The following is a 7,804-nucleotide window of genomic DNA, read 5'->3' as shown; positions in this document are numbered from 1 at the left end:
CCCGAAAAGCTGATCCCGCTGGTCATCCTCAATGCGCTCGACGAAAAGCCGCTGCCGGTCTATGGCGCCGGCGCCAATGTGCGCGACTGGCTGTTCGTCGAGGATCACGCACGCGCGCTGGAACTTGTCGCGACCAGGGGACTGTCCGGCGAAAGCTACAATGTCGGCGGCAATTCCGAGCGGACGAACCTTGGCGTCGTCGAGACGATCTGCGATCTGCTCGACAGCAGGCGGCCGCGGGCAGGGGGCAAGAGCTATCGCGACCTGATTTCCTTCGTCACCGACCGCCCCGGTCACGATCGCCGCTATGCCATTGACGCCTCGAAGATAGGCCGGGACCTGGGCTGGACGCCCAATGAGAATTTCGACAGCGGCCTCGCCAAGACCGTCGACTGGTTTCTCGACAACAAATGGTGGTGGGGACCGATCCGCGAGCAGCGCTACGCCGGTGAACGGCTGGGCGAAGCACGCAAGGGGGCGGCGTGAGGCTGGTTGTCACCGGACGCGACGGGCAGGTCGCGGCAAGCCTCCTGGAGGCCGCCCAGGCGGCCGCCGGCGTTGAGGTCATCGCCATTGGCCGTCCGCAACTCGACCTTGCAAGACCCGACACGGTGATCGAAGCCATCGCGGCCGTGAAGCCGGATATCGTCGTGTCGGCTGCCGCCTACACGGCGGTGGATCAGGCCGAGGACGAGCCCGATCTGGCATTCGCGGTGAACGCCGTCGGCGCCGGCAAGGTGGCGCAAGCGGCGGCGCTGCTTGGCGTTCCCGTCATCCATCTATCGACCGACTATGTCTTCGACGGCACCGCCCATGGCGCCTATGTCGAGACCGACGCCACTGCACCGCGCAGCGTCTATGGCGCCTCCAAGCTTGCCGGCGAACAGGCGGTTGCATCGGCCAATCCGCGCCATCTGATCCTGCGCACGGCATGGGTCTACAGCCCGTTCGGCAAGAATTTCGTGAAAACCATGCTGCGGCTGGCCGCTGACCGCGACGAGATTTCGGTTGTGGCCGATCAGTGGGGAAATCCAACATCGGCACTTGATATCGCCGACGGCATCTTTCATATGGCGCGGCACCTCAAGGCGGACCTGAAGTTTGCGGAGTGGGGCGTCTACCATGTGGCGGGCGACGGCGACACAAATTGGGCCGAGTTTGCACAGCGCGTCTTCGTAACGAGTCTGGAAAGGGGCAGGCCGTACGCTGCGGTGCGCGGCATTTCGACGTCAGACTATCCGACGAAGGCGAAACGTCCTGCGAATTCACGCCTCAACTGCGGTAAAATGGCCGCTACGTTCGGCTGGCGGTGCAGATCTTGGTACACCGCGTGCGACGAGGTGGTTGAGCGGCTGACGGCCCGTTTGTAGGACCTTGCCAAAGTCATCTGATTGCAGTGTCAGGCCACGATGATACGAGCGGCAACCACACAGATCAATATCGACTCGCCTGGAGTACTTGCGAATGAAGGATGCCAACCACGGACCAGATGTCGTCGGGAAAAGCTACCTAGAGACGATCGCCGATATCCACTCGGCCCTAAGGCCGCGATCCTATTTCGAAGTTGGAGTCCAGTTTGGAAATACTCTTGAGCTGGCCAAGTGTGAAACGGTAGCGGTCGATCCCTACTTTGTCTGTGCAAAGAACATCATTGGCTCCAAGCCCCGCTGCTTTCTCTATCAGCAGACCAGCGACGATTTTTTCAAGAAAACGCGTCCGAGCAAGATTTTGGGCAAGCCTGTAGATTTGGCCTTTCTAGACGGCATGCATCTGTTCGAGTTCCTCCTGCGCGACTTCATCAACACCGAAAGAGAGTGCGCGGAAGGCTCAATCATTCTGCTGCACGACTGTCTCCCTCCCGGCTACAAGATGACCACCAGGGATATGAAAACGGCGATCGAACCTGCTGACAACAACTTTCCAGGGTGGTGGGCAGGTGACGTATGGAAGGTAGTTCCCACCCTGCTGAAGTATCGTCCCGATCTATCCGTGACTGTCACGGACTGCGCGCCGACCGGGTTGGTCGTCGTTACCAATCTCAACCCCGAGAGCACGGTTCTGCAGGACGCCTATGATGATATCTTGAAGACATTCAAAGCTGACAATCGGGACGAGTATGACGACTATTGGAAGTCGGTCAAAATCGTTCGTGAAACGGCGCTCAATATCGCGGCAAGGCACCGGCCGTTCGACGGATGCGGAAAGAGTTCCTGATATGGAAGCGATGGCCGAGCGGGTGACTGGGTTGGTCTCGTCTGCCCCCCGCGCGCCCGCTCCTATAAGTCGGAAGATCGCATCTTTTCGAAAGGCGACAGCCCAATTGACTCTGCGACGCTGTCAGCGCAAGTAGGTTTTCACTTTTCCGTTATCTGGATGTGATACCTGCATGATACCTGCTCTATTCCTTCATATTCAGAAGACCGCCGGGACGTCCATACTTGCAAAGGCATCCGAGCTGTATGGTCGAGAAAATTGCTGCATGCACGGCGATTATCTCAGCCGCACACCGGAACAACTCGAACCCTTGATGATGGTATCCGGCCATTTCGGTTTCGATTACGCTGAACGCTTCATGACGGGACGTTACAGCTTTACCTTCCTCCGGGATCCCGTTGAACGGCTGCTTTCATATTACAGCTACTGTCGTGGCGCGACGAGAGATGAGTATGAAATCAATACGTTGGCACATGACAACGATGCTGAAATGTTCTTTCGGGCAGGAGAGACGGCTGACTCCAAGTTCGCTTCGCACATGTGGAATCATCAAGCATGCCAACTGGCGTCGGGCTGGGGCGCCTCGTTGGTCGGCAAGAGCGATATCGAGCCAGGCGGGTTGCCGCCGGACGAGCTCCTCGATCGGGCCAAAGCCAACCTAGCTCGCTTCGATTACGTTGGGCTGGTGGAGAATTTCGAGGCCGACAACGCCGCAATCTTCGCCGCGCTTGGCGATACATCGTCGAACGTTTTCCGGATCAACGCAGCGCCGGTCCGAACGATGCGAGAAGAACTGCCGTCATCGACCCTGGACCTGTTGGCGACGTTGACCGAGATCGATCAGCAACTCTACGGCTGGGCGGTCCGATGGCGGGCGTCAGCGTATCAAACCCATAGAGATGGTACTGCGGCGGTTGCCGAATACGGGGCACGGCGTGCGTCCCGCCGTGGCTAGCACGAAGCAGCGCTGGCTTCGAGGATGATCGAAGCGAACTTCTCTTTCGATGTGCCAGCCTGTCGATCCCGCCATAAACTCAATGTCGGCGACCTTATAATGATACGGGTCCGCGTCACCGTAAGTGGTTATGCCGCCTCTCGGATGTGAGATAGGCCGCCACAATGGCAGGCCATCATCACACACAAAAAAAGTCGCGAACAACCTACCGTCAGTCGCCATTGTCGGCCGAAGCTTCTCAAGGCAAGTTCGAATGAGGTTGATTGGCAGGTGCGTGAACAGCGACAAGGCCAAGGCGTAGTCGAACGTGGTACCCAATTTGCCAACGTCAAAATCACCGGTCACCAGCAGATTGGCCCGCGGCACTTTGTTGGCCAGTCCCAACGGCGCCAGTTCCCTGTCGTATCCGGCGTCCATGATGCTAGCATTTATGTCCGCGCCGAAATAATTACCCGCGTCAAGATAATTGGCGAAGTGGACCCCGCCCCGGAAACTGCCGCAGCCAAGGTCAATCAGCCTGTGACGGGGCTGCAGGCCATTATCGACCAGCAAGTCGAATTGCAAGCGGCCGATTTCATCCCACATTCCACCGATGATCTGGCGATGGTCGCCTGACTCCATCGCTCGGGCGATGGCGTCCGTGCGATGATAAGCGCTTGGAAGTCTTTGATCGTTGGTCATCGAACGGTGCCCCGAATGGATGCGGAACAAATTCAGGCGGCTGCAATCTTGCGAACTAGGGGCGTGTCCGAGGTCAAATCAGCGGGGGTCAACTTGAAGGTCATTCCCAGGCTGAAGAAGCCGTAGTCAATCTCATCCGGGGCCGGCATAACCTTGAAGATCACGGCATCAAGTATGCGATGAAGGTATTGTCTTTCAAAATTTGCATTCCCCATCGCTCCAACGTTGATGAAATAAACTCCGGCCCGTAGCAGGCACTTAAACTCAAAGTTGACCTGCACAGACTCGCCTACCCCTAAGCTCTTCAGCCGAAGATCCGGCACCCGATCAGTATTTCCCCCACACAGTTCCACACCGTAAGGGGATTTGAACAGGGTGCCAAACGCGAGATCGTCGACGTCCGTGGTTGCAGTGAAGGTATATTGCACCGCGTAGACACAGCCTTGGGTCAGCACGTTGACCATTTCCCCACCGGTGTTGACAATCCGCACGTCGGCAATGCGCCCACCAGTCTCTTCATAGGGCGTGATGGTCTGGCTGGTAAGCGCAGGGTCCCAAAAACCATCATCAACGATCTCCGACTGTTCGGGTCTCTGCGTCGGCAACTTCGTCGCTGGTGCATGATTGCCAATCACCGGCGGGCCGTCCGAATCGCTAGTGCCGGCAAGCGTCTTGATCTCTTCACGCACTTGTCTGGCCTCTTCGCCACGAAGATTGACAAGCCGCTGATATTGGCTGGCCACCCGCTTGGGTGTGCCCTCCAATATCTTCTCGCCGCCATCGATGAGAATTGCGCTGGTACACAATTGAATGATCGTCTGGGCGCCATGCGAGGTAAACAGGATAGTAGCTCCGGCGTCCTTGATCTGCTCGATGCGGGCCATGCATTTGCGCTGGAACGCCTCATCGCCCACCCCAAGCGCTTCGTCGACGACCAGGATGTCGGGATCGACATTGATCGCGGTAGCGAAGGCAAGTCGCATATACATGCCGGACGAATAGGTCTTGACGGGCTGATCGATGAAGTCGCCGATCTCCGCAAATCTTTCGATCTGCTCGAAACGCCAGGCCATCTCCTCCCGTGGGACGCCGAGAATGGAGGCATTGAGGTGGACATTCTCACGCCCGGTGAATTCGCGATTGAAGCCGGCACCGAGTTCAAGCAAGGCCGCGATCCGGCCGTTGACTTCAACCGTACCGCTGGTCGGTGGAAGCGTTCCGCAGATCACTTGCAGCAGCGTGGATTTTCCCGATCCATTACGGCCAATGATGCCAATCACTTGGCCGTGGCCGAGTTCGAAGGAGATGTCGTTGAGAGCCGCGAAGTCCTTGTAATAGCGGCGGGGTTGCATGCCCACTAAACGTTCCAATCGCGGCACGATCATCTGCTTGAAGCGGTCTTCCGGCCGCTCGAACATCGTGTATCGCTTGGTGACGTTGCGAACCTTGATCGCAAAGGGCCGGCTATCGCGCTCAGATGACATCGGCAAATCCCCCTCGTGTCTTCTCGAAGAACAGCCTGCCTAGCAGCGCGACGATCAAGGCAACGCAGAAATAGGCGGCCAGCGCCCACCATGAAGGCAGGGTATCCATGAGGACGACGGCACGGAAATTTTCGATCGGCACCGTCAGCGGGTTTAAAACCACCCAGGGCCGAAGCCATTCCGGCATCGATGTTCGGGGCGTGAACATGGGCGAGAGAAACATGGACGCCGTCAGAACCGGACCGATCATCTGGCTGATGTCGCGAAAATAGACCCCCAGAGAGGCCAAGACCCACGCAATTCCCTGCACCAGCAGGACGAAAGGAACAATCGTAAGGGGAGCGAGCAAGATATAGAGCGACAGGCTTCCGGTTATGATCAGGGTAAAGACCAGCAGCACGGCCAGACTGATTCCGAGTTGCACCATCGCGGAACCGGTGACCACCGCCGGCAGAATTTCGATCGGAAAGACGATCTTTTTCACGAAGGTCGCGTTGTTCAATATAGCCCCCGTCGATTTGGACAGAACCTCGGCATAGAAGTTGAAAAACATGAGGCCACAAAACAGGGCAAGCGCAAAGAATCCGACGGAGTGGTTCTGGTTGGCACCTGCGGCGGCCCATTTGACGCCGAACACGGAGCCAAACATCAGGGTGAAAACGGAAAGGGTGAGCAACGGCGTTAACAGCGCCCAACCAATCCCGAAAAACGAACCCTTGAACCTGCTGCTCACGTCCCTGCGAACAAGATTGGACAAGACCTGAAAATCGCGCTGACTAATCATCGGGTGGCCTTGTGTAGCTCTTTTATCGCCTGATCGATGTGGTCCATGGCCACTTCAACGTCAACCGTGGACTGCATGGCATAGGTCTTTGGCTGCCACGTTTCAGATGATCCATTAGAGTCACATAATATGACATTGTAGTCGAACTTCTTCAGGGCACAGATACGGCTGATCCATAATTCGACTACTCCGCCGCCGGCACCCCAGAAATTGATCCAGGCGTCGGGCATCAAGTCGAAAACCACCGTTCCCGCCTTCGACCATATCAGGTTGGCAAAGGCGGACCCATGCGCTCCGACGATAATTTCGGCATCTGTGAAAAGGTCGATCTGGTCCGAATAAGCCAGCACGGCCGGATCGATGACCTTGAAACCACGCTTGACCAGCGCAGCCTGAAGCGCGGCTTCGTTGGCTATCGTCCTACCGGAATTTGTGGTTTCGCTTGAACGCCCGAGATATATCCGTCTGGCACGATAGTCTTGAACCGCCGGGGGAAGCACGAGCGTTCGCGACATCAGATCGGCTGTTTCCGGATGCGGGAAGAACGTGGTGAACGTGGTCAGAGCATTGGAGACAATGGCCGAACGGAACTTGTAGACAGCGGTGCTGGCCGCGTCGAGGATAAGAAAATGGTGTGGAAGGAAGCCCCAGACCGACAGCATCCTGATCAACCATTTTGGCGCTTTCGTCGACAGGACAACACGCAACCGCTCAGCAATGATCTCATCACGAAACGCCAACAATTGTGGAACCATATCAAAGACCACATGGCCGAACGCTTGGGAGTAGTGCATGGGAATGATCACGTCCGCATCGATCTCGGTCGCTGTTTCAGCCTTCAGATGCGCGCCTGCATCGTCTTCCACCAAATATTCAAGCTCTGTCACTTGCGACCTGACATAGCGGTAGATGCGCATCGTTTCGGCGATGACCTGGTTGTTCCGGGTGACGAGAGCCACGGCGATCGGATGCGCCACACAATTGTGAAACCGACCGAACCGCAATGGCGCTGCCTCATAGGGAACCGTCTTCAGCATGCGAGCGAATTCGTCGCCATTGACCACGCCTTTCGCGACGTGCAGTCGCGGAGCTAGTTCAGCCTCGACGTTGCAGGGAGAGAACGCGGTCCAAATGCAATCCTCGTTCGAAGTGAGCATTTCTTGTTTGCTCGACGCCACCCTGCCAATGGATTCGAGCGAAACCTCCTGGACATCGTGCCCTTCCAACTGGTGACGACTAGAGGCCATCGCAACCTGGTCCGGGAGATCAGCGATTACTTTTTTTTTTTGCGCCGGCTCGGTTGCAGAGGACGGATTAACCACGCGTTTCGCGGCACGATAGGCAAAGCGGACGGCCTTGAACATCATTGGCCTGTCGTAAAGCCGGTGCGCCACCCTGAACTTCAGGGGCACCTTGATCGAACCGGGTTCAGGCATCGTCAGGACCGCCGGGCTCGTCGTCGTCAGCTTCGGCTGAGGTTGCTCAACCGCTTGGGCGTCCCGCGCCTTTTGAATGCTTCTCGCCGCAGTTTCCGTGATTTCGCGCTGCGGCTCAGGAGCGGTTTCATTCCCGGACTGCAAGCGGCTGGCTTCCTGCTTGAGCAAAGTCACCTTGCCATCGAGGTCAGCGACTTCCCGGATTTTTGCGGCACGGAGCTTTGCGATTTCGGCGTCCCTGGCTTCCTCG

At 57.3% G+C, this 7,804-nt stretch carries 8 protein-coding genes; 4 read left to right on the top strand and 4 right to left on the bottom strand.

Going from position 1 to position 7,804, the window contains the following annotated elements:
- The 4 genes from ENZ75_RS13865 to ENZ75_RS13850 form a co-directional block, all read left to right on the top strand.
- A partial coding sequence (locus ENZ75_RS13865) for a GDP-mannose 4,6-dehydratase (protein ID WP_128278145.1) occupies positions 1–486 on the top strand: 486 nt, incomplete at its 5' end.
- A complete protein-coding gene (gene rfbD / locus ENZ75_RS13860; RefSeq protein ID WP_013532724.1) occupies positions 483–1,370 on the top strand; it encodes a dTDP-4-dehydrorhamnose reductase in 888 nt (295 codons plus the stop codon). The genes ENZ75_RS13865 and rfbD, both read left to right, overlap by 4 nt.
- A gap of 94 nt (positions 1,371–1,464) precedes the next feature.
- Complete coding sequence (locus ENZ75_RS13855; RefSeq protein WP_063167689.1) at positions 1,465–2,214, top strand: class I SAM-dependent methyltransferase; 750 nt, start codon at positions 1,465–1,467, stop codon at positions 2,212–2,214.
- Positions 2,215–2,386: 172 nt separating this feature from the next.
- Positions 2,387–3,169 carry a sulfotransferase family 2 domain-containing protein gene (locus ENZ75_RS13850; protein WP_064995165.1) on the top strand — a complete coding sequence of 261 codons (783 nt, stop codon included), beginning with the start codon at positions 2,387–2,389 and terminating at the stop codon, positions 3,167–3,169.
- Here the strand turns inward: ENZ75_RS13850 and ENZ75_RS13845 are convergent.
- The 4 genes from ENZ75_RS13845 to ENZ75_RS13830 all read right to left on the bottom strand — a co-directional run.
- A complete protein-coding gene (locus ENZ75_RS13845) occupies positions 3,092–3,850 on the bottom strand; it encodes a class I SAM-dependent methyltransferase (protein ID WP_164887815.1) in 759 nt (252 codons plus the stop codon). The genes ENZ75_RS13850 and ENZ75_RS13845 overlap by 78 nt on opposite strands.
- A 32-nt stretch (positions 3,851–3,882) precedes the next feature.
- Positions 3,883–5,334, bottom strand: a complete 1,452-nt coding sequence (locus ENZ75_RS13840) for an ABC transporter ATP-binding protein (protein WP_013532721.1) — start codon at positions 5,332–5,334, stop codon at positions 3,883–3,885.
- Positions 5,324–6,118, bottom strand: coding sequence for an ABC transporter permease (locus ENZ75_RS13835; protein ID WP_013532720.1), 795 nt, complete (start codon positions 6,116–6,118; stop codon positions 5,324–5,326). Before ENZ75_RS13835 ends, ENZ75_RS13840 begins: the two co-directional genes overlap by 11 nt.
- A partial coding sequence (locus tag ENZ75_RS13830; protein ID WP_164887814.1) for a glycosyltransferase family 61 protein occupies positions 6,115–7,804 on the bottom strand: 1,690 nt, incomplete at its 5' end. The genes ENZ75_RS13830 and ENZ75_RS13835, both read right to left, overlap by 4 nt.

Origin of the sequence: Mesorhizobium sp. M7A.F.Ca.CA.002.04.1.1 (assembly GCF_004022805.1) — a bacterium.
Lineage (GTDB): Bacteria > Pseudomonadota > Alphaproteobacteria > Rhizobiales > Rhizobiaceae > Mesorhizobium > Mesorhizobium ciceri.
Note: the sequence above shows the minus strand (reverse complement) of the source record. Positions and strands in the feature narration are given on the sequence as shown.

Excerpts from the sequence above, each read along its gene's own strand:
- ENZ75_RS13845 (WP_164887815.1), bottom strand. The coding sequence starts at position 3,850 with ATGACCAACGATCAAAGACTTCCAAGCGCTTATCATCGCACGGACGCC.
- ENZ75_RS13855 (WP_063167689.1), top strand. The coding sequence starts at position 1,465 with ATGAAGGATGCCAACCACGGACCAGATGTCGTCGGGAAAAGCTACCTA.
- ENZ75_RS13840 (WP_013532721.1), bottom strand. The coding sequence starts at position 5,334 with ATGTCATCTGAGCGCGATAGCCGGCCCTTTGCGATCAAGGTTCGCAAC.
- ENZ75_RS13835 (WP_013532720.1), bottom strand. The coding sequence starts at position 6,118 with ATGATTAGTCAGCGCGATTTTCAGGTCTTGTCCAATCTTGTTCGCAGG.
- ENZ75_RS13850 (WP_064995165.1), top strand. The coding sequence starts at position 2,387 with ATGATACCTGCTCTATTCCTTCATATTCAGAAGACCGCCGGGACGTCC.